Below are 23927 nucleotides of genomic sequence, written 5' to 3' on the forward strand. Positions count from 1 at the left end.
TCAGCCCCGATCACCAATTGACCGCAACGCTTGGCTATGACCATCGACTACCATAAACAGCGAACTGCCGAAGGGGGTTCGGCGCAGAAGTTTTTGTTCAGATTTAACAATCCGGTACAAGATTTCATTCAGCCACGTACTGGGCATATAAACATCCGACTGGGCTTCTTCAGGTTTTCGCCACCCTACTCTTAATTGTAGGCGCTGCCACTGGCGCATTCCTAGAATCATAGGCGACAAGGCGAAACTCCAGTAGGTCGCATAAGCAATATAGAGCCCGGCAGCGGGCATTAACTGGTCAAAATCGGCCAGCATAAATCGTCGGATAACCCCAACAGCAATGTCATGCTGCCCCTGAAATACGTTGAACGCGTTGTTATTACTGATCAGAATTCCATCGGGCTTCAAGCGGTGTGCCAATGACGTTATCAACGGAGGCAAGTCGGCTTCGTTGAAATAGCAAAAAACGTCATTGCAAATAATAACGTCGTATCGAACTTCCGGCTCGAACGTAGCGAGGTCATTCAGATTAACACACGTAACGGAAAGATGGCGCTCATGGCAAAATGCTACAGCTTCTGCCGATCCATCAATTCCACGCAGATTCGTGTACCCCCGGCGATGTAAACAATCCAGCATGCCTCCCGTGCCGCAGCCTGCGTCTAAAATGGCTATATCCCGACGGTTACCGAAGCGTTGACGTATCGACTCTTCTACGCGTTCGTGCAGAATGCGATACCACCAAAGTTGTCCCTCCAGCCGGAACATCTTTTCGTATTCCTCTAAACGGCTGATCATAAAAAAGACAGGAAGGAAAACAGAAGAGGGAGAATGGGATACAAAATGGAATAAGCCGTATCTCTTCCTTGCTTCTCTCCCACTTGTTTCTTCTTTTTTTCTACATACGGGGGCAAACCACTGTAGGCCATGAATAACTTACCAAGGTATTCGCCCAGAACACCTAAAAAGAGTAATTGCACACCTAAGCCTATGGTAATCGCCCAAAGTATGATTAGCCAGTTGGTAATCGATAAGGCACCAACTAACCAACTTAGTAACAGCAAGAACCCACCTATTAGACCCAATCCAAGTAAAGCGATGCCCGCTATGGTAAATATACGTATTGGCCAGAGTGAATAACCAATAAACACGTTTAGAAAGAGAGCGATGAGCTTGCGGACAGTATAATTTGATCGTCCTTCGGCTCGCGCACTGTGAGGCACCGTGACGCTACCAACATTACGCGTTACCCGAAAAATCAGACCGTCGATATACGGATATGGACCTTTGTAGCGAATAATTTCCTCGACAACCTCACGGCCAATCAGCTTAAAACTTGACAGGTATAAATTACGAGGCTTGCCAATTGAATAAGTCGTTAACGTATTGACCAGCCAGCTCCCCATGTTCCGAAACCAGTGATGCTGCTTTTGGTCGTACCGGCTATATACAACGTCATACTGTTTTGTTTCAGCGGTCTCAACGAGCGTTAAAATAGATTCGGGAGGGTTCTGAAAATCGTCGTCAATAATCACTACGTATTCACCAACGGTATGATTGAGGCCACATAAAACAGCATTGAATTCGCCGAAATTCCGACGTAGTGAAATGAAGCGAACGCTGTTGTATTTCGCTTCCAGCTGTTGGCACACTTCTTCCGAACGATCCGGGCTCCCGTCGTTCACCAACACAATCTCAAAGGCCCGACCAGCCAGACATACCTGCAAACGATCGACCAACGGACCGATTGTTCGCTCGCTGTTATAGACTGGAATAACGACAGACAGATTCATGGCCTAAAAGAAAGAACGATAGAGTAAAAGGATAAAAACCTACCGGAGGCATCACTCTTTCACGCTATCGCTCTTTCACTCATTAAATTAATCGTATCAATTACATAAGCTATCTCTCCGTCTGTCAGCGTCGGATTAAGGGGGAGACTAACGACTTCTTTATGAAGCTGTTCCGCAATCGGAAACGACAAATGAGCAAAGGTTTCATAAGCTTGCTGACGATGCGGTGGAATTGGATAGTGAACATCTGTGCCAATCCCTCGTTCGCGAAGGAAAGTCCGTAAAGCGTCACGCCGGGGGTGTCGAATCACAAACAAATGCCAGGCATCCTGGTCAAGCTGGTCTGACGGTGGCAACATGACGTCCGGGTTGCAGATGCGACTCAGATACTGCTGAGCCAGCGCACGTCGCCGTTTATTTTCATCATCCAGCCAAGGAAGTTTGACGGAAAGTATAGCAGCCTGTATTTCGTCCAAACGGCTGTTATGGCCCAGATAGTCATTAACGTATTTCTGCTTCGAGCCATAATTTCGTAATGCTCGCAGCTTATCGGCTAACGTATCATCATTGGTAGTAATTGCTCCGGCATCGCCTAACGCACCCAGGTTTTTGCTCGGGTAAAAACTCCAAGCAGCGGCATCGCCAAGACTACCTGCCTGTTTTTTTTGGTAAAGCGCACCATGAGCCTGGGCAGCATCTTCAAGTACGTTTAAGTTATATTGTTTCGCCAACGTATTGATCGGTTCCATATCGCAACAGCGCCCGTACAGATGAACGGGAAGAATCGCTCTGGTACACGAAGTAATAGCCACTTCCAGCTTAGCGGGATCGAGCAAATAGGTTTGTGGATCAGGTTCGACGAATACGGGAGTCAGGCCAGCCAGCGTGATACTTTGTACAGATGCGATATAGGCATTCGCGGCTACAATAACCTCACTTCCTGCCGGGAAGTCCCATGCTTTCAGCACCAATGTCAGCGCATCCAGCCCGTTGGCGACCCCAATACAATGGCGTGTTTGGCAATAGGCCGCAAATTGCTGCTCAAATGCTTCGACTTCCTGACCTAGAATGTACCATCCTGATTGAAGAACACGCTTTATAGCCTCTTCGATCGCTACAGAATGCGGTTCATTTACACGTTTTAGATCCAGAAATGGAATCATTCCGAGTCAACCATTACCGACTCGCCAGACCGCTTCCCTGCGGGATAGGGCTCGTAGATGTAATCGTCTTTGTCGTACAGTTCGTTTGAGACGACCAATAGAATAGCATCCTCCGAGAACTCGTCCATTGTATGCCAGTCTTCAGGCTTTAGGACCAGACACTGACGCGGATTTGATAATTGAAATGTGGTTTCCTCCACACCGTTGTCACTATATACCCGGCAACTACCATGCAGACAGATAAGCGCATTCCACGCTTTATGATGACGATGTCCCGCCCGGGCTGCCTGACCAGCTTCATAAATGTAAAAAACTCGCTGAATCACACCAGGAATGATATGTTCAAATACGGTCAAGTTTCCATTACCTGAAGTGAATGTCTTTAATTCATAAAGTTGGGCCATTCGCAGAAAAACAGTTAACTAATTAGAGGATGTGGCATTTTTTGAGGCTTAAAGTTATTAAAAAACAATTAAACCCGGCCAAACAAAATACGTTGTTTGCATAAACTTAATGACTTACTGATACGTAGTAGATATACTCAGCCGTAAAATACTCTTAGAATCCTCATATTTTCCGATTTTCTCACAAAAACAGGTAAAGTTTTGAGAGTAGCTCATTATTGATTTTAACAAACCATTAATATAGCAATTGTTTACAGATAGACGATGTTAAAGAATAGATTTTTTCTGACCGGCTTATTTCTTCTTGCCCTTATTGTTCTGTATTATACCTTTTTCGATGGAGGTAATATAACATCAAGTGCAGGTTTGGATGAGTCGATCAATCCAGAAACGTATCGTCAGCAAGTCGATGTACAGCGAAAGGAAAAAGATCATTTTCTCCAGACAGATGCGGAATCACCTGTTCCTAACAAGAGTTCGTTCAAAGGACTGGTTTATTTTAAGCCAGATCCGGCTTATCGTGTAGTAGCCCGACTCGAACCCTTTGCCGATAAAACTCAGAAACTCGTTGTTCGGATGAGCGATGGCAGCGAAGAGGTATACGATAAGTTTGCCCACGCGGTTTTCAGCCTGAATGGAGAAGCATGCCGGTTGTTGATTGTAAAACTTCAGAATACATATTCTATTTTGTTTCGTGATGCTACGTCGGGTAAGGAAACGTACGGTGGAGGTCGTTACCTTGAACTCGACCCGGCCAAGCTAACTGATAATCATGTCATATTGGATTTTAACGGAGCCTACAATCCCTATTGTGCGTATAATCCTACCTATGCCTGCCCGATTCCCCCAGCCGAAAATACACTTACCATTCCTGTAAAAGCAGGCGAGAAATACAAAGAGCATCAGTAGCGCACTTTAGCAGGCGTTTCGTTTTTTGATGGGAATAATCAATTAGCCAATCAACCATTTATCTAACTTTGTGGCAATTATTTGTTTTGCCGCTGTATGGAGATTTCCTATAAATGGTTACAAGAGTTTATTGAATTACCCGAATCCCCCGAACAGGTCGGAAAATTACTTACCTCGACTGGTCTGGAAGTAGAAGGAATTGAAAAGATTGAGGCTATACCGGGCGGTCTGGAAGGTGTCGTAATTGGCGAAGTACTGACCTGCACGAAACATCCAGACGCCGATAAGTTGAGTCTGACTACGGTAGACGTAGGTACTGATCAGCCACTACCCATCGTGTGTGGTGCACCTAACGTAGCAGCCGGTCAGAAAGTGGTTGTAGCGCTGGTAGGCGCAACGTTACACCCCCGTTCGGGCGATCAGGATGCCGCCCAGCCGTTCCAGATCAAAAAAGCCAAGATACGGGGAGCAGCGTCAGAAGGGATGATTTGCGCCGAAGATGAAATCGGACTCGGAACCTCTCATGCTGGTATCATGGTTTTGGACACTACGTTACCAAACGGAACACCAGCTGCCCGTTATTTCAATCTCGAAGCTGACTATCAGATTGCCATTGGTCTGACGCCGAATCGAATTGATGCCGCATCGCATTTCGGTACCGCCCGTGATTTAAAAGCTGTGCTAAACCGGTCTCTGCAACTGCCATCGGTTGATGCGTTTGTTGTTGACAACACCGACCTTACGCTTGATGTAGCCGTAGAAGACAAAGCCGACTGCCCACGGTACACAGGCTTAACGATCAGTGGTCTTACTGTTGGCGAATCGCCGGACTGGCTGAAACAGCGGTTACTGAGCATTGGTTTAAAACCGATTAACAACATTGTCGACGTAACGAATTTCGTTTGTTATGACCTGGGGCAGCCGCTTCATGCATTCGATGCGGATAAGATTGCTGGCGGCAAGGTGCTGGTAAAAACTTTACCCGAAGAAACACCTTTTGTTACCCTCGATGGCGTAGAGCGAAAACTCACGGCTACAGACCTGATGATTTGCGACGCGGAAAAGCCCATGTGCATTGCAGGTGTATTTGGCGGTCAGTATTCAGGTGTTTCAGCACAAACAACCCGGATTTTTCTGGAATCAGCTTATTTCTCGGCTACCTCTGTCCGTAAAACTGCTCAGCATCATGGCCTGAAAACCGATGCTTCGTTCCGATTCGAGCGAGGTACCGATCCGAACATCCCCGTGTTCGCGCTGAAGCGGGCGGCTTTGCTGATTCAACAAGTCGCAGGAGGAGTTATCAGTTCTGACATTACCGATCTATATCCTGATCCCATCGAGCCGTTCCGTGTGCCGGTACGCTATCGAAATATTGATCGCCTGATTGGTATTCAAATCGACCGGACGGAAATTCTTCGAATTCTGAATGCGTTAGATATTCAGGCCGAGGAATTAACACCAGACGGATTTCTGGCCATCGTTCCACCATATCGTGTAGACGTAACACGCGAGGCTGATGTGATTGAAGAAATCCTGCGGATTTACGGACTTGACAACGTACCACTATCGGTTACGCTGGCAGCTGATTCGCTATCAGAATTTCCGAAGACGGACCCTGACCAATGGCAAAGTCGCGTAGGGCAACTGCTGGCCGCAAATGGTTTTTATGAGATTTTGACCCTGTCACTTACACGTCCAGGTTATCACGATGCCATTCGACCGTCTCTAACGGGTGATGACGTAACGTTGCTAAATCCGTTAAGTGAAGAACTGTCCGTTATGCGTCAGTCGTTGTTGTTTTCGTCGCTTGAAACCCTGATTTATAACGCAAACCGTCGTCAGAAAGACTTGAAATTCTTCGAGTTTGGCAAAGTTTATCATAAAGTAAAACTTGAAGATGGCGCGACGAAGTACGTTGAGAAAATGCGCTTAAGTATAGCTATGCTCGGCAATCAGGAAGCAGAAAGCTGGCTTCAAAAAGGTCAGCCGGTTGCTTATCATGATCTGGCTACGGCTGTGCAGCGAATTCTGAATCTGTTTCGCATTAAATCGTTTGACACCCAGCCTGCCGACTCAACACTGTTTCAGTACGGCATAACCTACGTTGTTAACAAGAAACCACTGGTTAGTTTAGGATTGGTTCAACCTAAACTAACCAAACTAGTCGATCTCAAGCAGCCGGTTTTTTACGCTGACTTTGACTGGCAGGCGCTGTTAAAGCTGGCGACGAACAAAGCTCGTTATGAAGAAGTATCGCGGTTCCCGGAAGTTCGTCGCGATTTATCGCTGGTGCTCGATAAGGGCGTCACCTTCGAACAAATCAGTCGACTGGCCCGTCAGACCGAACGAAAATTGTTACGTACGATCAATGTCTTCGACGTATATGAAGGCGAAAATTTAGGCAAGGAGAAAAAAGCGTATTCGGTTAGCTTTATGCTACAGGATTCGGCTCAAACCCTTACCGATGTAACTATTGATAAAACGATGAAACGGCTCATGACAGCTTTCGAACAGGAATTGGGAGCTGTTATCCGAAAATAAGTAAAAAATGAGTGATTAGTTTTTATACTGAATCATTCGTTTACCCATTCAGTTATTCAGTATTGTGGCAAGCCAGGATCAAATTTTCGCGCTTATTGAGCAGCTCAAACGCAAAATTGAGTTACTCACTAACGTATACATCAGCGCACAGAATCGCATACAGGAGCTGGAAACGAAAAATTCGATCCTGCGCAAACGGCTGAGCGAAAAGCAAACCCAGTTTAGTGAGTTTAGGAAAAAACATGTTTTTTCAGAAAAAAACACACCAAAGTCAAAAGATGATAGTATAATTGTAAAAGACAATCTGTCTCAGACAGATACGAATGCCGAATTAAAACAACAACTCGACGAGTATATCCGGGAACTGGAACGCTGTATTGCTCACTTGAGTAGTTTGTCATAAACCTAAATTGGCTCCGATAGATAGACTGATCTGAGCCGACTGCAGCAATGGAAGAATTGCCAATCCGCATAAAGATAGCTGACCGAACCTACCGCTTGCGCGTAGAGCCGGAATCAGAAGCTATTGTGCGCGAAGCCGCCAAGCTGATTCAGGAACAGATAAAGCAATATCGGGACGAGGGCATCAGCGATACGCAGGAAGCTCTGGCTATGGTAGCCTTCAACTGCTTAATGGAAAAGCTTAGAGGAGAACATAAAACGCAGCGCTTACAACAAATGGTGTTTGACAAAATCACTCAGTTAGACCAGGTCGTTTCGCCGGTCATTACGACATAAATAACCGGTAGGTAGTTACCCCGTATTGTACTGTTTATGATTGATGATATCTGATTTTTACCCAATTGATACCCAGCTAATGGAGATCATACATACGAAATCATACATCTAAAATAGGTATACTTCCGAGTTGGCGTTCAGCGCACTCGTATCGCGGCAGGTTGATGGTATATTTTTTCAACCTTAACGATATAGTCCAATGGACATTCCAGTTTGGTTAACGATTCTCACCACCCTCGTAGGGGGTGGTATTGGCATACTAATCGGCCGTCAGATGATGGCTGGCGTTCGCGCGAAGCATGAGAAAGAAGCAGAGGAAAAAGCAGCATCAATTTTAAAGAACGCTGAATTGCAGGCCGAAACCATCAAGAAAGACAGGATGCTGGAGGCTAAAGAGAAATACCTGAAGCTAAAAACTGAATTTGAAGAGACAACGAATCAGAAGCGAAATCTACTGCTCCAGAACGAAGGGAAACTCAAACAACGCGAACAACAATTAACGCAACAGGCCGACCAGCAGCGCAACCGCGAAAACGAATTAAATCAGCAACGTAACGAAATAGGGCAGCAGAAAAATAGCCTCACTCAGCAAATTGATGCGCTTAACAAACGCCGTGAAGACGTTGATCGTCGGCAACAGGAAGCGGATCGGATGCTGGCCGATCAGGTGGCCCAACTTGAAAAAATTGCCGGTCTCTCCGCCGATCAGGCTCGTGAACAGCTTATTGAAACGCTGAAAGCCGAAGCCGAGACGCGGGCATCGTCTTACATCAAAAATATTGTTGAGGAAGCGAAACTGACGGCTACCAAGGAAGCCAAAAAAGTAGTTATCGAGACGATTCAACGCACGGCTACGGAACACGCCATCGAAAACTGCGTGTCGGTGTTTAACATTGAATCCGACGACGTAAAGGGAAAAGTCATTGGTCGCGAAGGACGTAACATCCGGGCGCTGGAAGCCGCTACAGGCGTCGAGATCATTGTGGATGACACCCCTGAAGCCATCATTATTTCGGGCTTCGATCCCGTTCGTCGCGAAATTGCTCGTCTGTCTCTGCACCGTCTGGTTCAGGATGGTCGTATTCACCCCGCCCGGATCGAGGAAATTGTTGCGAAAACACGTAAGAATATAGAGGACGAAATTGTCGAGATTGGCGAACGTACCGTTATCGATTTAGGTATTCATGGCCTGCATCCCGAACTGATCAAGATGGTTGGTCGGATGCGTTTCCGGTCAAGTTACGGTCAGAATCTGCTCCAACACTCACGCGAGGTCGCTAAGCTTTGTGCGACCATGGCGGCCGAACTGGGCTTGAATGCCAAACTGGCTAAACGGGCCGGTTTGCTCCACGACATTGGCAAAGTATGGCCCGAAGAAGCTGAACTTCCTCACGCCATTCTGGGCATGGAGTTGGCTAAGAAATACAAAGAGAACCCTGAAGTTATCAATGCGATTGGTGCTCACCACGATGAAATCGAGATGACGAGCATGATTTCGCCTATCGTTCAGGTTTGCGATGCCGTCTCTGGTTCACGACCTGGTGCCCGTCGCGAGATGATGGAGTCGTATATCAAGCGCCTGAAAGAGCTGGAAGAACTGGCCGGGAATTTCCCTGGCGTAACCAAATGTTACGCCATTCAGGCTGGTCGCGAGTTACGGATTATGGTCGATGCAGATCATGTTTCCGACGAACGGGCTGGTGTCCTATCATACGAGATTTCACAGAAAATTGAGAAAGAGATGCAGTATCCTGGCCAGATCAAAGTAACGGTTATTCGGGAGATGCGGGCTGTAGCATACGCAAAGTAGACGGCTACGTAGGTTAGCACGGTAACAAAAAGGGACTCATCGGTCCCTTTTTTTGTAGCTTTCTACTCAGTAATTTGCCCGCTACGGAAGCTTACTTCCAGAGCAGCCATTGTTTTCTCAATCAAATCGGTCTGAATTCAACCACTATGTTTCACAATCAGTACGTGCGGTTTGCCGGTATACTCACTCTTTTACCAATTCTCTACTTCTCGATTAGTGGCTGGACCGTCACGTCTGCTCCTAAACCGCCGAACGTAGTGCTGTTTTTTATCGATGACCTCGGCTACGGCGATCTCTCCTGCACGGGTGCTATGGGTTACACAACGCCTAATCTTGACCGTATGGCGGCAGAGGGAAGCCGATTCACGAACTTTCTGGCGACCCAGGCCGTATGCAGTGCTTCCCGAGCGTCGTTACTAACGGGCTGCTATCCAAATCGGTTAGGCATCTCGGGCGCTTTAAGCCCCTTTTCACCTGTTGGGTTAAACCCAAATGAGGAAACAATAGCCGAATTGCTAAAAGAAAAAGGATACGCTACCGGCATATTTGGTAAGTGGCACCTGGGCGATCAGCAGCCGTTTTTACCCTTACAGCAAGGGTTCGATGAGTATTATGGCGTTCCTTACTCGCATGATATGTGGCCCTTGCATCCGAATCAGGCCAACGCCCATTACCCACCCCTCCACTGGATCGAAGGAAATCAGTCGTTAAACGAAATCAAAACGCTGGACGACGTTAGCGGGATTACACCAACCGTTACCAAACGGGCCGTTTCATTTATCCGAAAACACAGAAAAGATCCATTTTTTCTGTATGTTCCTCATCCGCTACCGCACGTTCCGCTGGCGGCTTCTCCGGCATTTCGGGGTAAGAGCAAACGGGGCGTTTTCGGTGACGTACTAATGGAACTGGATTGGTCGATCGGGCAAATTTTAGGTGAACTCAAGCAACAGGGTCTGGATAAAAACACACTAGTTATTTTTATTAGTGACAACGGCCCCTGGCTCAACTACGGCGATCATGCCGGGTCGGCAGGGGGTTTTCGGGAAGGAAAAGGTACGTCGTTTGAAGGCGGGCATCGCGTGCCCTGTTTAGTACGCTGGCCAGACGTAGTGCCTGCTGGCCGAGTCAGTAACAAGTTGCTGACAGCAATGGATATTTTGCCGACGATTGTGAACGTCTGTGGAGCCCGTATGCCCAAACAGTCTATCGATGGGGTTGATTGGTTAGCCTTGCTTAAGGGCGATGAGAGCGTAACGCCCCGCGATCATTTTTTCTACTATTACCGAAAAAATAGTCTTGAAGCCGTGCGTAAGGGTGACTGGAAATTGGTCTTATCACATCCAGGCCGCACCTATGAGGGGCTACTGCCGGGCCAGGGTGGCAAACCAGGGCCTACCACTGAAAACCACCCCTTTGCCAGGGCCTTATACGATCTGCAACGTGACCCCGGCGAACGGTACGACGTCCAACAGCAGCACCCTGAGCTGATAGCTGAATTGGAAAAACTAGCTGAAGAAGCCCGTAGTGACTTAGGCGATGATCTGCAAAATCGGGCAGGTCGCCATGTTCGGGCAGCGGGTATGATCAACGCAAAACCCTGAATGCAACTAGCAAACTGAGCCAAGAAACATTTTCCTACTATTTGTCCTTATTTACCCAGGCCCTATAGCCAACTAACTTTATCTATGGATTTCTTAACCACCGTTCTATTGTTGCTCGTCGGTGCAGGTGGGGGCGTTGCGCTAGCCAATACACTTCGTAAACGTACTGGTATCACCGACGTTCGGCGCGACTCAGTATTGCTACTCGAACGTATCGAGAAAGTATTTAAGGTCGTGATGGCGGAGGGTTATTTTTCGGAGATTTATAATTACCAGGATCAGAAGAAGATTTTATACGTACTGAATGATCCCAAGAAAGCCATGGTCATTGCCAAATCGAAAGTGCTGGTTGGGTTCGACTTTGCCAAGGTCCGGTTCCATGCGCCCGACAATGGCGAAAAGAAATTGGTTATTGAGTTTTTCCCCCAACCCGAAGTTCTTTCCATCGATACGGATTATAAATTCTATGATATTCAGGCCGGCATCCTGAATCATTTTAGTGGCGCCGATTACACGCAAATCCTGGACGAAGCAAAAAAAGCGATGAACGAACGGGCGATGCAAAGTGATCTGCCCAAAATTGCTAACAATCAGATTCAGTATATGATGTATCAGTTGGCTAGTTCAATGGGTTGGCAACTGCAACTTCCCGAAGCCGAACAACGCAAGCTGGATGCACTAAAAGCCCAGGCTGAAGAAGCAACCAAAAATCAGTCACAGCTATTGACAGGACAATAAGTTTTCAGACAGTTGGGCGTTTGTTTTTTCCACATGTAGTGAACGTAACGTTTTCAATGCTTACTCCCATGCGTTTTCTATACGTCTTACTTTTGCTTCCGTTGTTGTCTAACGCTCAGCTTGACGATGGCGGGCAATTTTGCCAGACAGGCAAGATACGCTATTTTGGTCGCCTGTCAGCTAATCCGAAAGCCAGGATGGCCTATCCCGGCGACGCGTCCATCGACGTTACGTATTATGGACTTGATTTACGCCTGACACATACACCTAACAGCCTGCGTGGGGCTGCAACCGTTACCCTAAAAAGTACAACCGCGAATCTCAATAGTTTCTTCCTGGATTTGAACTCGACGACGGCTACTTCGGGTATGGGATTGCGCGTTGATTCGGTGAAAACCGGCACACAAAAACTTGCTTTCCAACACGCCCAAAACCGGTTAACGATTACGCCATCTCAACCTTTGAGCAAGGATCAGGCCCTGACATTGACGGTATTTTATCAGGGCATACCCCTTGGCAGTCAGAACAGTTTCGTATTTGGTAAACACGAAAACACGACGGACCCGGCCATCTGGTCGCTAAGCGAACCCTATGGTGCATCCGACTGGTTTCCGTGCCGAGATACCCCCGCCGACAAAGCGGATTCATCGTCCGTACGGATTACGGCCCCAGCGCAGTTTGTATCGGTTTCCAACGGGACGCTCATCAGCACAACGACCAATACGGATGGGACTCGAACGTATCACTGGAAAAACAGTTACCCCATTGCTCAGTATCTGATCTCGATAGCGCTCTCGAATTACGAACGATACGATACGCCCTTTACGTCGGGAAGTCAGACGATGCCTGTTACGCATTACATCTATCCGGAAATCTTACCCCAGGTAAAGGCAAATCTTGATCTGACACCCGGTATGATTCAGTTATTTACGGATCGTTTTGGCCCCTATCCATTTTTGCGCGAAAAATACGGCCATGCCCAATATGGACTGGGTTATGGTGGTATGGAGCATCAAACCATTTCGTCCATGGAAGTGCGAGCGCTAACGCCAAACGTCATTGCTCATGAGTTGGCTCATCAATGGTTTGGCGACAAAATCACCTGCCGTGATTGGCAGAACATTTGGCTCAACGAAGGTTTTGCTTCCTACGGCGAGGCTGTTTATGCTGAGTCAACCGGCGGAACAACTGGCTATCAAACATACATGAACAACTTCATGAGTAATGCCCGTAATGCCCGCGGGTCTATATACGTCCAGGATATCAGTACTGTCGGCAATATTTTTAGTGGAAGTCGTACCTATTCCAAGGGGGCTACTGTGCTCCATATGCTTCGGGGAGTTGTGGGCGACAACTTGTTTTTCCGCACGCTACGTACCTACGCGGCCTCACCAACGCTTGCTTATCAAACGGCCGTGACGGAAGATTTTCAGGCTATAGCCCAACAGGTTTCCGGCCAAAATCTGGATTATTTCTTCAAACAGTGGATTTACGGAGAGGGCTATCCAACGTATCATGCTACCATAACGGGTGGTAGTTCTGAATCAACCGTAACCGTTCGTCTGGAGCAACGGAATACGATTGCTACCAATCCTTCTTCCTTTACCATGCCCGTGCAGCTTCGTGTCCAGTCGGCTGCAGGCGATACAACCATAACGGTATTCAACGACCGTGCTGATCAGACCTTTACGTTACCGACCCGAGGCCCGGTAACGGGCGTGGTTGTTGATCCAAACAACTGGATTTTGAAAACGGTAGAATCTCCAACTGTTATAACGGCTTCTCTTGATCCTGCTCTGAACGGATTACACGTTTATCCCAATCCAACTACTGAAACCCTAACTGTTGATTTTAGCGTACCTACCGCTGGTTCTGTTACGTTATCGTTAACGAATCAACTAGGTCAGTGCCTCCGAAAAATGGGGGAAACAAATCTAGCAGTAGGTGATTATACCCGCTCTTTCAGTTTGCGCGGCTTGCCGGTTGGGCACTACACCGTTACGATAGAAACGCAGGGTGGTTTGCAAAGTCGGGTAGTTTTGGTTCGCTAAGCTCTTTGCTCTTCTATGAAAAATAGTATAACGCTTCTGTTATTTACCATTGGTGCAGGAATAGTCGGGCAAGTTTTTGGGCAGGATAAACTTGGTATCACCCGACACAATCACACTTCTATTCATGTCAAAGACGTACCGACGAGTGCCGCTTTTTATCGTGACATGATGGGGCTTAAACCCCTTCCAGTGCCTGATAATCTGAAAGCTACCCGCGCCTGGTTCGACTTAGGGAATGGCCAGCAAATCCACTTGCTAAACGGTCGTACTATAGACGTTGCTCACGACCGTAATGGAGGTCATTTTGCTTTGTTTGTAGAGGACATCAATAAATCTGAGCAGTACTTGAAAGCGAAAAACATAGCCTATCACCGCCAGGTACGCTTTGATGGCATTGTACAGCTTTATTTTTCCGATCCAGATGGCTACCTGTTTGAATTAAATGAAGAGAAAAAGTAATCAATCTCCTCTCGGAACAACCAGCACTACGTCTTCTTTGTCGACCAGGACCTGCCCTTCGGCAAGACCCTTTGGTTTACGAACAAATTTTTTGGGGGTTACCGTAACTGGGCACAGACTATCTGTTCGACGTTTTGAATACCAGGCGGCTAATTCCGCAGCTCGCTCAACAACGTTCTTCGGAAACGCTTTACCCGCCTGGTATTTTATAACCACGTGTGAACCAGACACATCCCGGGCATGGAGCCATAGGTCATCTTTGTACGTGTATTTCTGCGTGAGCAAGTCGTTATTTTTTGCATTTCGCCCGATCAGAATTCGAAACGTATCAACAACCACTTCTTTAAAGAGCTGGCCAGATTCAGTTGTACCAACCGACGTATCGGCATCAAGTAAGTTCTGCTGCTTAACGTAACGCCGTAATTCTTTTAAGGACTGTGTAGTCTCTATAGTCGCTTTCTGCCCATCAATACGGATCAGTGCTGCTTCCCGACTGGCAATCTGATCCGTTAAATGCTGTTCTTCAATTTGCTCATTCTTCGCTTTACGATAGAAGTTTTCAGCATTTTTTTGTGGACTAAGATCGGGTTTAAGCTTCAGTGTAACGGGCTGATCCCGATAGAAATCGTATAAGGTTATCCGTTCAGGTGATTTTGCCCCTGGTGCCGCTGAAACTTCCTGCAGATTTGCCATCAGAATATGGCCCATTTCTTCGTGGCTAACCCCCTCCTCGCGCGAGATGAGCCGTTGCATAGAGGCTTCTATCAACGCTTCAGCCCGCTTTCGGCGCTTATCAAGTAACCGCAATAGGTCTGCTTTCTCATGTTCGAACGTACTAAGTCCATTAAAAGCTATGAAAAAGCGGTTTGTGGCTTCAATAGGATCATCGAACGTTCGCTGAATCTCGCCCACAGGCAACAAACTAAATGTTAGTTTATGATTCAGACGCGTCAGGTAGTAGCGGGGATGTTCCAGTTGATGCACTCCATCCTGAATCACAGCCCATTGCTCCTTTCGGTTTAGCTGTTGTTTATCGTTTAGTTGCTCGTCAATCCACTCATTGACTACTTTTCCAAACGTTGGGAATAGTTTTCGGTAATTAAAATCGGCACGTTCGAAAGCTTCGTAGGACTGATCAAGGGGACGAACAAATGAACTGAAAAGTAGTTGACGATCCGTGACTAATTGCTGATTAAACAGATCAATGACCTGATCATTATGAAAGGCCAATAGGTTTGGTCGGTTGCCAAAGAATTTGAACAATAACGAGAAATTGCCTTCCAATAAAATAGCCAGACAGCGTTCATTCAAAAACGATTGAACGCCTACAACCGCTCGCTCTTCTCCTGCTATACCAATGACCGAGGCAAACAGGTCGACACTATTACTTCGGGCACGTTGCACACTCTCAGGAAATAGCAACCCAGAGAAATCAGGACGGAGAGTAGCCTTGATGTAAAATGGCTTATAATAGTTCATTTTCCCCCTTGCCTGCGCAAAAACCAGCACTACTTCATCTCGATCCTGGCTAAAACATTCCATAAATAGAAGGCCAGAAACAGGTCGATCTGGTTGACTCCCAGAAGGCATTAAATGCGATTCAAGAGCAGGTGCGAGCTGTCGAAGGAAGTAGTAATTTGTATGCATAACTGCTCAAAAATATGCCTTAAATCGCTTATAACTAAATTTTAATAATTATAAGTTTAACTAAAAATTATCAACAAAAAATATAATTAATATTTGTTAAAAACTACTAAACACATATTAACGTAGTGATAATCAGTCATAAACCAGAAATAGATATATAAATTTTCAAATAATAACTAATCCTTTTAGCGGTTTACAAGCATTTTATTGGTAAAATTTCTCTTTGAAATATAATTTAACTAATCTAATATTGATCCGTTTTACCAATTTAATAACCAACCTAATATTCATGAAAGCATCGTTTTACAGGTACCTGCAGACCGCTTTGCTAGGCACAGTACTCCTACTGTGGAGCCTCAGCGTTTCTGCTCAGGACCGTCGTGTGACGGGTAAAATTACGGGTGTTGATGGCCCAGTTCCAGGGGCCAACATCGTACTGAAGGGTACACAAACAGGTACATCTTCAGATGCGAATGGCAATTACTCACTCAGCGTTCGCGGTACAGATCCAGTCCTCGTAATTTCATCGATTGGCGCTAAGACGCAGGAAGTGGCTATCGGAAATCGCTCGGTAGTCGACGTAACGCTGGCAGACGACGCCACTGCCTTAAGCGAAGTCGTTGTAACGGGATACTCTACTGAGAATCGCCGGGACGTAACAGGAGCCGTATCAACAGTAAAACCGGCTCAGTTGAAAGTTGTTCCTTCTACTAACGTTGAGCAGCAGTTGCAGGGCCGTGTCGCGGGCGTAACGGTTATTACAAATGGCCAGCCTGGCACAACCAGTCAGATTCGGGTACGTGGTTTCGGATCCTTTGGTGGCAACCAACCCTTATACGTAGTAGATGGTGTACCAATTCAAAGCACTCAATTTATAGCACCGGATGATATTGAAACAACAACCGTACTGAAAGATGCTGCTTCAGCATCCATCTATGGAGCACGGGCTGCGGCTGGGGTTGTTGTTCTAACGACCAAAAAAGGCCAACGTCGGGCTCAGAAACTAAGTATTAGCTATGATGGCCTATATGGCGTTACAGATCCTGGAAAAGGACAGCCTATTTTGAACCCACAGGAACAAGCCGACTGGACATGGCAGGCGCGCCGGAATGATATTTTTCAGCAAGGCGGCACCGTTGGTCCCGACAGTTTTACAGGTTTGGCTGGCGGTCAGTACGGTACTGGGCAAACGCCTGTTTTACCGGATTATTTGTTAGTGGGCGATAAAACGGGCGTAGCTGCTTCAGCCGTCGATTTAGCTGCCGAACGCTTAAAGTATAATACGAATGCGGCTAACGGCGCTGTTTATCTGGTTATTCCTGCCAACAAACAAGGCACAGACTGGTACAAAGAAATTACGCGTGTAGCCCCGCTTATGCGTCACACGCTAGGCTTCTCAGGCGGTACAGAATCCAGCCGTTACTACCTAAGCCTGGGTATGCAACAGCAGGCAGGTATCATTCGCAATAACAACTTTTCCCGCTATACCCTCCGGGCTAATACGGAGTTTGATATCACTAAAAAAATACGGTTTGGCGAGAATATCCAATTTGCTTACATTTCGGCAACTGGTCTTCAGGGGAGTACTGGAAGTTCGCTTGGCAATAATACCAACAACAATTCCAGCGTAGCGTCAGATGAGAATGATGTCCTGCTGGCATTCCGTATGCCACCTATTATTCCAGTATATAATTCGTTTGGTGGTTACGCAGGTACGGCTGCATCTGGTTTTAACAACCCACGTAATCCAGTAGCAAACCGCACGGGAGCAGCCGACAACCAGAACTATACAATCTTTGCGTTTGGCAACGGTTACCTTGAATACGACGTTATTCCGGACTTAACGCTTCGGAGTAGCCTTGGTGGTGGTTATTTCTTCAACTACAACAATTCGTATAACCGGGCTCAATACGAAAACTCGGAGAACAATACGAACTACGTCTTCAATGAGGGCGCCAACACGGGCTTAACCTGGACGTTCACCAATACGGCGCAGTATAAGCATAAGTTTGACATCCACGACGTCAGTGCTCTGGTGGGTATCGAAGCGTTGAATACAGGTAGTGGTCGTGGCCTTAATGGGTCTGGCTTGAATCCGGCCGTTACTGATCCAAACTACGTATCACTTAGCACGACAACGCCAGGCTCTACTCGCCAGGTGAACGGCTATTATGGTTTAGGAAACAATTTCTACTCGCTATTTGGCCAGGTTCGCTACACTTATAATGACAAATACATTGTAACTGGTGTAGTTCGTCGTGACGGCTCTTCTCAGTTTGGCCCTGATAACCGCTTTGGTGTATTCCCTGCGTTCTCGGTAGCATGGCGGCTTTCGTCAGAAGACTTCATGAAAAACTTGCCCTGGATTTCGGATATAAAAATTCGGGGTGGTTACGGACTCATGGGTAACTCCAACTTCCTGAGTTCTACCAACCAGTATAATCTGTTCACCTCCAATCCTGGTAATGGCTATGACATATCAGGTACGAACAGTTCTATCGCTTCTGGCTTCTTCCGCAGTCAGCTTGGTAACCCCAACGCTAAATGGGAAACCAGCATCACGTCTAACATTGGTATTGACGGATCATTCTTCAACAACAAATTGGAAGTTGTTCTCGATATCTGGCGGAAAGACACCAAAGATTTGCTGTATCAACTGCCTCTTCCCGGCGTGGTTGGTTCACGAGCATCGGCACCCTTCCTTAACCTCGCTGGTATGCGAAACCAGGGTATCGATCTCTTGATCACGAACCGTGGCAATATTTCCAGCGATTGGAGTTATGAAGTTACGGGTATTGGTAGCGTTCTGGGTAATAAGATTACGGCGATTGCTCCGACAGTACCTTACTTCACGGGGGGTGGTACACGCTTACCAGCCGTTGTTCGTAACGAACCGGGGCATCCTCTTTCTTCTTTCTACGGGTATAAAGTGATTGGGCTGTTTAATAGCAAAGAGGACGTTGCAGCAGCTCCCCAGCAGAGTGGCGCAGGACCAGGTCGTTTCCGCTATCAGGACATTGCAGGAGCTACGCCTGGTTCAGGTCCTGATAATAAGATTGATGACAATGATCGCCAATTCCTAGGCAGTCCAATTCCTAAGTTTACGGGTAGTATAACGCTTACCTTGAAATACAAAGGTTTCGACCTGAATACGCAATTGTATGCCTCGTTGGGTAACCAGATCTTTAATAACTCCCGTTGGTTCACTGATTTCTACCCATCGTTTACGGGAGCCGCTTTGAGCAGTCGGGTAAAAGATTCCTGGTTGCCAACTAATATGAATACAACGGTGCCCATTTTTGAAAGTGCCTCTAACTTCAGTACGAATACACAGATTAACTCGTATTATGTTGAGAACGGCTCATACGGACGCCTTCAATACCTTAACCTGGGGTATACCTTCCCAGCTACCATGCTGAATAAGGTTAATCTGAGTCGGCTACGGGTTTCGCTTTCGGCAACAAATCTGTTCACGATCACGAAATACACGGGCTTAGACCCAGCTGTTGGTGGCTCAGCCGATACGAACTTTGGTATCGATGTTGGTAACTATCCAATTACCCGGGGCTATAACGTTGGCTTAAGCTTTGGTTTCTAAACATATCAAAAAACGGTTCGACGAGTGAATACTCATCGAACCAACTAATCAAACTTTTCAGGCAAATCTTACCATGAAAAAGCCTATTATAAAAGGAGCAACGTTAACAGCCGTATTAATGCTGGCTACGTTCGCTTGTAAAGACAAGTTTCTGGACTTATCACCTACCGGTACGTTGCGTGGCGGTGATAGCCAGCTGTCCACTAAATCAGGTATTGAGAGCACGCTGATCTCTACCTACGCTCAACTAAATGGTCGGGGCTTTTCACGTATTGCCAGTTCATATAACTGGGTACGGGGAAGTATTTCAGGAGGTGAGGCCAACAAAGGATCAAACTCCGGGGACGCGGGTGGAAACAGTAATTTCACTACGTTCCAACGGTATGAACTGCTGCCAACGAATGGCGACGTGAATGATAAATGGCGGGCCATGTACGAAGGAATCAGTCGTGCTAATACTGTGCTACGTTTGCTTCCAACGGCTGGCAGCGATGTTACAGCCGACGACAAAAAGCGTATATCCGGAGAAGCACGCTTTCTGAGAGGGCATTATTATTTTGAGTTGAAACGCTCATATAATATGGTGCCATACATCGATGAAACGGTTGACTATGGCACAGGCATCGAACTAATAAAGAACGATAAAGACATCTGGCCTCAGATCGAAGCTGATTTTAAATATGCTCAGGATAATCTGCCCGAAACTTCGGGAGCGGCTGGCCGTGCCAATAAATGGGCTGCTATGGCTTATTTAGCCAAAACGTATCTCTACGAGAAAAAATACAATGACGCGAAGACCCTTTTTGATCAGGTTATCAGCAGTGGGGTAACGGCTAACGGGAAGAAATATGCTTTAGTCGCTAATTATTCTGATGCTTTTAATGCGGCTAAAGATAATAACGAAGAATCTGTGTTTGCGATTCAGGCTGCGGCTAATACAGGTGATGTAGCGAACTCAGCTCAGGAATTAGATTTGAACTTTCCGTACAATACGGGATCAAACGGGCCAGCCGGTTGCTGCGGTTTCTTTGCACCTAGTTTCGAGTTAGCCAACTCGTTCCGTGTCAATACAAATGGATTACCCCTATTGGATGGCTCGTATAACACTGGCACCAATCAACTGAAAAATGATCAGGGTATTGATTCTAAAGCTGATTTCGTGCCAGATGCTGGTCCTGTTGATCCACGACTGGATTGGTCTATCGGCCGTCGGGGAATTCCTTACCTGGATTGGCAGGTGCACCCTGGCCTGACCTGGATTCGTGACCAGGGCTTTGCTGGTCCCTATTCACCCAAGAAGTTTGTCTTTTATAAATCACAGGATAAAACTCTGACGGACGGTAGCTCGTGGACGGATGGTTATTCAGCCATTAACTACAGCATCATTCGCTTTGCCGATGTATTGTTGATGGCCGCTGAAGCGGAAATCGATGCAACTACCGGTAGCTTAGAGAAGGCACGTACTTACGTAAATCAGGTTCGTACACGAGCAGCGAACAAAGACGCCTGGGTCAAAACAGCTGCGGGTGCTAACGCTGCCAATTACGTGATCAGCAACTATACAACTGCTTTCGCCAGTAAAGATGCTGCCCGCACGGCTGTTCAGTTTGAGCGTAAGTTAGAACTATCAGGCGAGGGCCACCGATTCTATGATCTGGTTCGTTGGGGAGTAGCCGCTGACGTACTGAATAAGTTCTTAGCCTACGAAAGTCCCAAGCTATCGGTGGGGTATAGCGGAGCTAAATTCACGGCAGGCAAAGATGAGTATATGCCGATTCCACAAGCCCAGATGGATCTACAAAGTGGAATCTTTAAGCAGAATCCCAACTATTAATTAGCGCGGGGAATTCTGTAAAAACAAACCGGTACTGCTAAGCAGACCGGTTTGTTTTTTTAATAACAATCCTCATTCCTAAGCTGTTTCATAGTCAGACAACAAACCAATTAACGTCATGGCTAACAACAAAACCATTAACCAGCCGGGCTCAAACGATGCGCAGCCAGGTAGAGAACGAAGCCGCAATCAGAACGCTCAAAATAGCGGTGGCCAACGGCCTAACGGTGAAAAGACGATGACGAATACCAACAAAACCAAACAGGGCGAAGAAGATAATCACAATCTTCAGGATATAAGCAAAAGTGAACTCGCCGATGAACGGGGTGGTCATGGTCATTCCGGTCATAGTGATAGCCGAAATGGTAGCCGGAAGTGACACTAATCGATGTACAAACTAATAACAGCCTTATGAGCAAAGGAACCCCCCAACCAACCGTCCGCGATACGGCTGATGAAACGAAAAAGTACGAGTTGAATACCAACCTGCCCGATGAAGCGCAGGGAAAGACGTCACGTGGTAAGCACAAGAGTAAGCAAAGCACCGAAGACGAACATGATGCTACGGGTTCGGTTGAGAACACGAATGAGGGTGGACATGGTCATTCAGGCCATAGCAGCAATCGAAGTGGCAGCGAATCGAATAGCGAAAAGAACGACTAAGCGATTGTGAATAAAGAGTAAGTTTTTGCGCGTTTGTAGTTTTACCCCAACAGGTATTTATTGCAAACGCGCTTTTGTATGGGTCCCGACCTTAATCAACTCCGTGCCGAGCTTCGGCAGGAACACAAAGACATTCTGGCTTATTGGCAACGCTATGCACCTGATCCTGAACACGGCGGCTTTTACGGTCGAGTCAACTATCAAAATCAGCCCGATCCTAAAGCCGATAAAGGTATCGTTCTGAACGCCCGTATTCTATGGACATTCTCGGCGGCTTTGCGTCATACGCACCATGAGGAATACCAGCCTGTTGCCGACAAAGCTTTTCAATACATCCAGCAACATTTCGTTGACCCACAATATGGTGGCGTGTATTGGTCGGTCGATGCTACCGGGCAACCTAAATACCCACTTAAGCACCTGTATGGTCAAGCCTTTGCGTTGTATGGACTAAGCGAATACGCCAACGCGACGCACTCCGCTCCTGCCCTCGCGTTAGCCAAAGAACAGTTCGGGCACATGGTGAAATACGCCTATGACCGCGACGGCGACCCGGCCAAACAAGGTGGCTTTGTTGAAGCACTCGCACGAGATTGGTCGCCGGCAACCGATTACATTATCAGCAAATACGACAATCAGGAAAGTAAGACGATGAACACACACCTCCACATTCTGGAGGCATTTACCTGTCTGTATCGCGTTTGGCCTGATAAGTCGGTGGCTGATCAGATTCGCGGGATGCTACGTATGTTTCAGGAGCATATCATTGACCCCACAACGTACCGAATGAATCTGTTCATGGATAACGACTGGAATATTCGACGGACAGCCATTTCGTATGGGCATGACATTGAAGCCTCCTGGCTCCTACCCGAAGCTGCCGACGTATTAGCTGCTAAAAATCCAGGCGATAAGGCGTTACAGAAAACCGTGCGTGCGCTTGGCGTAAAAATGGCACGAGCGGCCGTCGATGGCTTTGACCCGACAGACGGAGGCATGAATTACGAACTGGAGCCCAACGGACATCTCAACCGTGAGCGTTCCTGGTGGGTATTGGCCGAAGCCATGGTTGGCTTCATGAACGCCTATCAGCTCACACACGAACAGGCATTTTTAGATAAATCGGTGAGCAGTTGGGAGTTCATCAAAAAATATTTGCTCGATCTTAAGAAGGGCGAATGGTTCAGTGGCGTAACGGCTGATCATAAAGTGTTGGGCAACGAGAAAATCAGCATGTGGAAATGTCCGTACCACAATAGCCGGTCCTGTCTCGAAATGCTCGAACGTCTGGAACATCTGCGGTGATCTCAACGAATTAAACGACTATGCTATACGTATGCTGGGCAGTTATGAACCTCGGGCTATTTCTTTTTTTTATCAGCATCTGTTTCCGGGCAACGAAACTCATTCGGGAACACCTTAGCCTGTTGGCTTCGATTATTTTTGTGTTTGGTCTGTTAGCATTTGCAGGAAATTCAGGTAAACAGAGCGACGTAGTTATCCCGGAAACTAATCAGGCCAGAAAATGGACGTTTGTTTCTAGAGATAGCGTACTGCCCGCTACGTCAAAATTTACGTTAATTGCTATTGATAAAACGTTTTTGTCAACAACTGACTTGCTCGTTTTGTGCGGGCGCGAAAAGACCTCAGGAAAAATGCTGCCCATCGAAGCGACCTCAAGCAAGACAGGCTTTTCAAGTGGACACAGATGGAGACCGCAGACTATTTTTGTTGAAACAACCGCAACACCAGGGAAATTGACGTATCGCGTAGATGGTCTGCTCGAATGGAATCTGTTGGGAGCAACAATGTATACGCAGTTCAAAACGTACTCTGGTTTTATGGAGCTAAACTAAAATTCACTACGTAGTAATTTGTCTTGTAACGCTACACGTTGGCTCCCAATTAACTGAATCATTACGTCAACGAACCCACGCCCCTTCCTGAACGTTATTCCTGTAAAGCCGACCCGCTC

Annotated in this window: 20 protein-coding genes; 15 read left to right on the forward strand and 5 right to left on the reverse strand. The window is 46.9% G+C overall.

Annotation, left to right across the window (positions count from 1 at the left end; all coding sequences use genetic code 11):
* From IC230_RS01405 to IC230_RS01420, 4 genes are read right to left on the reverse strand one after another with little or no spacing between them, the layout of a single operon-like run.
* A complete protein-coding gene (locus IC230_RS01405) occupies window positions 1-798 on the reverse strand; it encodes a class I SAM-dependent DNA methyltransferase (RefSeq protein ID WP_191037174.1) in 798 nt (265 codons plus the stop codon).
* Window positions 795-1793: a glycosyltransferase family 2 protein gene (locus IC230_RS01410; protein ID WP_191037175.1), complete on the reverse strand. Its 999-nt coding sequence runs from the start codon at window positions 1791-1793 to the stop codon at window positions 795-797. The genes IC230_RS01405 and IC230_RS01410 overlap by 4 nt, the downstream gene beginning before the upstream one ends.
* A gap of 59 nt (window positions 1794-1852) precedes the next feature.
* Complete coding sequence (locus IC230_RS01415; protein ID WP_191037176.1) at window positions 1853-2956, reverse strand: DegT/DnrJ/EryC1/StrS family aminotransferase; 1104 nt, start codon at window positions 2954-2956, stop codon at window positions 1853-1855.
* Window positions 2953-3360, reverse strand: coding sequence for a sugar 3,4-ketoisomerase (locus tag IC230_RS01420; RefSeq protein WP_191037177.1), 408 nt, complete (start codon window positions 3358-3360; stop codon window positions 2953-2955). The genes IC230_RS01415 and IC230_RS01420 overlap by 4 nt, the downstream gene beginning before the upstream one ends.
* Window positions 3361-3624: 264 nt before the next feature.
* Between IC230_RS01420 and IC230_RS01425 the strand changes: the two genes are divergently transcribed.
* The 9 genes from IC230_RS01425 to IC230_RS01465 all read left to right on the forward strand — a co-directional run bounded on the left by IC230_RS01425 (window position 3625) and on the right by IC230_RS01465 (window position 14210).
* The gene (locus IC230_RS01425; RefSeq protein ID WP_191037178.1) at window positions 3625-4269 is read left to right on the forward strand and encodes a DUF1684 domain-containing protein; all 645 of its coding nucleotides are present in this window, start codon (window positions 3625-3627) and stop codon (window positions 4267-4269) included.
* A 96-nt stretch (window positions 4270-4365) separates the two neighbouring features.
* Entirely contained in the window at window positions 4366-6810 is a 2445-nt protein-coding gene (pheT, locus tag IC230_RS01430; RefSeq protein WP_191037179.1) for a phenylalanine--tRNA ligase subunit beta, read from the forward strand.
* A 64-nt stretch (window positions 6811-6874) separates the two neighbouring features.
* Window positions 6875-7213, forward strand: a complete 339-nt coding sequence (locus IC230_RS01435; protein ID WP_191037180.1) for a hypothetical protein — start codon at window positions 6875-6877, stop codon at window positions 7211-7213.
* A gap of 47 nt (window positions 7214-7260) precedes the next feature.
* The gene (locus IC230_RS01440; RefSeq protein ID WP_191037181.1) at window positions 7261-7548 is read left to right on the forward strand and encodes a cell division protein ZapA; all 288 of its coding nucleotides are present in this window, start codon (window positions 7261-7263) and stop codon (window positions 7546-7548) included.
* Between the two features lie 199 nt (window positions 7549-7747).
* On the forward strand, window positions 7748-9358 hold the full coding sequence (rny, locus tag IC230_RS01445; RefSeq protein ID WP_191037182.1) for a ribonuclease Y: 1611 nt from the start codon (window positions 7748-7750) through the stop codon (window positions 9356-9358).
* Between the two features lie 146 nt (window positions 9359-9504).
* Complete coding sequence (locus IC230_RS01450) at window positions 9505-10962, forward strand: sulfatase family protein (RefSeq protein WP_191037183.1); 1458 nt, start codon at window positions 9505-9507, stop codon at window positions 10960-10962.
* An 84-nt stretch (window positions 10963-11046) separates the two neighbouring features.
* Window positions 11047-11700 carry a DUF4230 domain-containing protein gene (locus IC230_RS01455; protein WP_191037184.1) on the forward strand — a complete coding sequence of 218 codons (654 nt, stop codon included), beginning with the start codon at window positions 11047-11049 and terminating at the stop codon, window positions 11698-11700.
* Window positions 11701-11768: 68 nt separating this feature from the next.
* The gene (locus IC230_RS01460; protein WP_191037185.1) at window positions 11769-13751 is read left to right on the forward strand and encodes a M1 family aminopeptidase; all 1983 of its coding nucleotides are present in this window, start codon (window positions 11769-11771) and stop codon (window positions 13749-13751) included.
* 15 nt (window positions 13752-13766) lie between these two features.
* Window positions 13767-14210, forward strand: a complete 444-nt coding sequence (locus IC230_RS01465) for a VOC family protein (protein ID WP_191037186.1) — start codon at window positions 13767-13769, stop codon at window positions 14208-14210.
* Here IC230_RS01465 and IC230_RS01470 read toward each other — a convergent pair whose 3' ends face one another.
* Entirely contained in the window at window positions 14211-15857 is a 1647-nt protein-coding gene (locus IC230_RS01470; protein ID WP_191037187.1) for an NFACT RNA binding domain-containing protein, read from the reverse strand.
* Between the two features lie 289 nt (window positions 15858-16146).
* Here IC230_RS01470 and IC230_RS01475 point away from each other — a divergent pair, with 289 nt between their 5' ends.
* The 6 genes from IC230_RS01475 to IC230_RS01500 all read left to right on the forward strand — a co-directional run bounded on the left by IC230_RS01475 (window position 16147) and on the right by IC230_RS01500 (window position 23808).
* Window positions 16147-19455, forward strand: coding sequence for a SusC/RagA family TonB-linked outer membrane protein (locus tag IC230_RS01475; RefSeq protein ID WP_191037188.1), 3309 nt, complete (start codon window positions 16147-16149; stop codon window positions 19453-19455).
* Between the two features lie 73 nt (window positions 19456-19528).
* Window positions 19529-21289, forward strand: a complete 1761-nt coding sequence (locus IC230_RS01480; RefSeq protein ID WP_191037189.1) for a RagB/SusD family nutrient uptake outer membrane protein — start codon at window positions 19529-19531, stop codon at window positions 21287-21289.
* Window positions 21290-21407: 118 nt separating this feature from the next.
* Complete coding sequence (locus IC230_RS01485; protein ID WP_191037190.1) at window positions 21408-21668, forward strand: hypothetical protein; 261 nt, start codon at window positions 21408-21410, stop codon at window positions 21666-21668.
* A gap of 32 nt (window positions 21669-21700) precedes the next feature.
* Complete coding sequence (locus IC230_RS01490; RefSeq protein WP_223860167.1) at window positions 21701-21952, forward strand: hypothetical protein; 252 nt, start codon at window positions 21701-21703, stop codon at window positions 21950-21952.
* Between the two features lie 78 nt (window positions 21953-22030).
* On the forward strand, window positions 22031-23257 hold the full coding sequence (locus tag IC230_RS01495) for an AGE family epimerase/isomerase (protein WP_191037191.1): 1227 nt from the start codon (window positions 22031-22033) through the stop codon (window positions 23255-23257).
* Between the two features lie 20 nt (window positions 23258-23277).
* Window positions 23278-23808: a hypothetical protein gene (locus IC230_RS01500; RefSeq protein ID WP_191037192.1), complete on the forward strand. Its 531-nt coding sequence runs from the start codon at window positions 23278-23280 to the stop codon at window positions 23806-23808.
* Window positions 23809-23927 lie beyond the last annotated feature (119 nt).

The sequence above is a fragment of the Spirosoma validum genome (assembly GCF_014699035.1).
Lineage (GTDB): Bacteria > Bacteroidota > Bacteroidia > Cytophagales > Spirosomataceae > Spirosoma > Spirosoma validum.

Coding starts and splice junctions, on each gene's coding strand:
- IC230_RS01405 (WP_191037174.1), bottom strand. CDS start 798: ATGATCAGCCGTTTAGAGGAATACGAAAAGATGTTCCGGCTGGAGGGA.
- IC230_RS01410 (WP_191037175.1), bottom strand. CDS start 1,793: ATGAATCTGTCTGTCGTTATTCCAGTCTATAACAGCGAGCGAACAATC.
- IC230_RS01415 (WP_191037176.1), bottom strand. CDS start 2,956: ATGATTCCATTTCTGGATCTAAAACGTGTAAATGAACCGCATTCTGTA.
- IC230_RS01420 (WP_191037177.1), bottom strand. CDS start 3,360: ATGGCCCAACTTTATGAATTAAAGACATTCACTTCAGGTAATGGAAAC.
- IC230_RS01425 (WP_191037178.1), top strand. CDS start 3,625: ATGTTAAAGAATAGATTTTTTCTGACCGGCTTATTTCTTCTTGCCCTT.
- pheT (WP_191037179.1), top strand. CDS start 4,366: ATGGAGATTTCCTATAAATGGTTACAAGAGTTTATTGAATTACCCGAA.
- IC230_RS01440 (WP_191037181.1), top strand. CDS start 7,261: ATGGAAGAATTGCCAATCCGCATAAAGATAGCTGACCGAACCTACCGC.
- rny (WP_191037182.1), top strand. CDS start 7,748: ATGGACATTCCAGTTTGGTTAACGATTCTCACCACCCTCGTAGGGGGT.
- IC230_RS01450 (WP_191037183.1), top strand. CDS start 9,505: ATGTTTCACAATCAGTACGTGCGGTTTGCCGGTATACTCACTCTTTTA.
- IC230_RS01455 (WP_191037184.1), top strand. CDS start 11,047: ATGGATTTCTTAACCACCGTTCTATTGTTGCTCGTCGGTGCAGGTGGG.
- IC230_RS01460 (WP_191037185.1), top strand. CDS start 11,769: ATGCGTTTTCTATACGTCTTACTTTTGCTTCCGTTGTTGTCTAACGCT.
- IC230_RS01465 (WP_191037186.1), top strand. CDS start 13,767: ATGAAAAATAGTATAACGCTTCTGTTATTTACCATTGGTGCAGGAATA.
- IC230_RS01470 (WP_191037187.1), bottom strand. CDS start 15,857: ATGCATACAAATTACTACTTCCTTCGACAGCTCGCACCTGCTCTTGAA.
- IC230_RS01475 (WP_191037188.1), top strand. CDS start 16,147: ATGAAAGCATCGTTTTACAGGTACCTGCAGACCGCTTTGCTAGGCACA.
- IC230_RS01480 (WP_191037189.1), top strand. CDS start 19,529: ATGAAAAAGCCTATTATAAAAGGAGCAACGTTAACAGCCGTATTAATG.
- IC230_RS01485 (WP_191037190.1), top strand. CDS start 21,408: ATGGCTAACAACAAAACCATTAACCAGCCGGGCTCAAACGATGCGCAG.
- IC230_RS01490 (WP_223860167.1), top strand. CDS start 21,701: ATGAGCAAAGGAACCCCCCAACCAACCGTCCGCGATACGGCTGATGAA.
- IC230_RS01495 (WP_191037191.1), top strand. CDS start 22,031: ATGGGTCCCGACCTTAATCAACTCCGTGCCGAGCTTCGGCAGGAACAC.
- IC230_RS01500 (WP_191037192.1), top strand. CDS start 23,278: ATGCTATACGTATGCTGGGCAGTTATGAACCTCGGGCTATTTCTTTTT.